2 rRNA genes (1 of these 2 cut by a window edge) are annotated in these 2,500 nt (G+C 52.6%); both read right to left on the minus strand.

The window, feature by feature from the left end:
• Window positions 1-51: 51 nt before the first annotated feature.
• Window positions 52-168: ribosomal RNA gene (gene rrf, locus KJB30_RS17730) — 5S ribosomal RNA — on the minus strand.
• A gap of 139 nt (window positions 169-307) precedes the next feature.
• Window positions 308-2,500: ribosomal RNA gene (locus KJB30_RS17735) — 23S ribosomal RNA — on the minus strand (it continues 760 nt past the right edge of the window).

The raw sequence follows: 2,500 nt of genomic DNA on the forward strand, positions 1-2,500 counted from the left end.
ACAAACGCAAACAGCCCCATCACTTTGTAGTGAAGGGGCTGTTTTAATTATTCCCGGCGGCGACCTAATCTCCCACACAGCTACCCGTGCAGTACCATCGGCCCTGAGAGGCTTAACTTCCGTGTTCGGGATGGGAACGGGTGTGACCCTCTCGGCATTGCCACCGAGAAATCGGTTGTAATGGCGGGTTTAGAACCCGTCGTTACGAATCGTTTCAATTGTATTTGTGGTTTTTGTTAGGTGTATGTGTTGTTGATATATCCGGCCTGGGGGAAGGAGACCTTCCCCCGAGCCGTATTTCATTTTTATGGTCAAGCCTCACGGCCGATTAGTACTGGTAAGCTAAACACATTACTGTGATTACACACCCAGCCTATCAACGTTGTAGTCTTCAACGGGCCTTTAGGGGTTGTTACACCCAGGGATACCTAATCTTGAAGGAGGCTTCCCGCTTAGATGCTTTCAGCGGTTATCCTTTCCGTACGTAGCTACCCAGCGACTGCGCCTGGCGGCACAACTGGAACACTAGTGGTACGTCCATCCCGGTCCTCTCGTACTAAGGACAGCTCTTCTCAAGTATCCTGCGCCCACGGTAGATAGGGACCAAACTGTCTCACGACGTTTTAAACCCAGCTCGCGTACCGCTTTAATTGGCGAACAGCCAAACCCTTGGGACCTACTTCAGCCCCAGGATGCGATGAGCCGACATCGAGGTGCCAAACCTCCCCGTCGATGTGAACTCTTGGGGGAGATCAGCCTGTTATCCCCGGAGTACCTTTTATCCGTTGAGCGACGGCCCTTCCATACAGAACCGCCGGATCACTATGACCTACTTTCGTACCTGCTCGACTTGTTGGTCTCGCAGTCAAGCTCCCTTATGCCATTGCACTCTACGCCCGGTTTCCAATCGGGCTGAGGGAACCTTCGCGCGCCTCCGTTACTCTTTGGGAGGCGACCGCCCCAGTCAAACTACCCACCAGACAGTGTCCCCGACCCGGATTACGGGCCCAGGTTAGACATCCAAAACAACCAGGGTGGTATTTCAAGGACGACTCCACCGACACTAGCGTGCCAGCTTCATAGTCTCCCACCTATCCTACACAAGCTATTCCGAATGTCACTGTCAAGCTATAGTAAAGGTTCACGGGGTCTTTCCGTCTTACCGCGGGTACTCGGCATCTTCACCGAGAATTCAATTTCGCTGAGCCACTGGTTGAGACAGCGCGGAAATCGTTACGCCATTCGTGCAGGTCGGAACTTACCCGACAAGGAATTTCGCTACCTTAGGACCGTTATAGTTACGGCCGCCGTTTACTGGGGCTTCGGTTCAAAGCTTCGCTTGCGCTAACAAATCCCCTTAACCTTCCAGCACCGGGCAGGCGTCAGACCCTATACATCGTCTTACGACTTAGCAGAGTCCTGTGTTTTTAGTAAACAGTCGCTACCGCCATTTCTCTGCGACCCACTTCGGCTTCACGTGCAAATCGCTACACCTAGTGTGGGCACACCTTATCCCGAAGTTACGGTGTCATTTTGCCGAGTTCCTTAACCAGTGTTCTCTCAATCACCTTAGGATTTTCTCCTCACCCACCTGAGTCGGTTTACGGTACGGTCACCTGCTGTCTGAAGCTTAGAGGCTTTTCTTGGAAGCATGGGATCAACGACTTTGTGAGCATACGCTCTCGTCATCACGTCTCAGAGTTAACGGGAAAGTGGATTTACCTGCTCTCCCCCCCTACACGCTTGAACCGGGACAACCAGCGCCCGGATCGCCTACCCTTCTCCGTCCCCCCATCGCAACAACAGGTGGTACAGGAATATTAACCTGTTTCCCATCAACTACGCCTTTCGGCCTCGCCTTAGGGACCGACTAACCCTCCGCAGATTACCTTTACGGAGGAAACCTTGGGTTTACGGTGTGCGGGTTTCTCACCCGCATTTTCGCTACTCATGTCAGCATAATCTCTTGTGATACCTCCAGCCGTCCTCGCGGTCGACCTTCACAGGCTTACACAATGTTCCTCTACCGCTGATACCTTAAGGTATCAACCCGTAGCTTCGGTACTACGCTTAGCCCCGTTACATTTTCCGCGCAGACCCACTCGACCAGTGAGCTATTACGCTTTCTTTAAAGGGTGGCTGCTTCTAAGCCAACCTCCTGGTTGTCTGGGCATTTCCACATCGTTTTCCACTTAGCGTAGATTTGGGGACCTTAGCTGACGGTCTGGGCTCTTTCCCTTTTGACGACGGATCTTATCACCCGCCGTCTGACTCCCGAGCTCGACGTTGACGGTATTCGGAGTTTGATTGGGTTTGGTAATCTGGTGAGACCCCTAGCCCATCCAGTGCTCTACCCCCGTCACGTATACTCGAGGCTATACCTAAATATATTTCGAGGAAAACCAGCTATCTCCGAGTTTGATTAGCCTTTCACTCCTATCCACAGCTCATCCCCTGGCTTTTCAACGCCAGTGGGTTCGGGCCTCCACGAAGTGTTACC

It is taken from the genome of Pelotalea chapellei (assembly GCF_018531195.1).
Taxonomy (GTDB): Bacteria; Desulfobacterota; Desulfuromonadia; order Geobacterales; family Pseudopelobacteraceae; genus Pelotalea; species Pelotalea chapellei.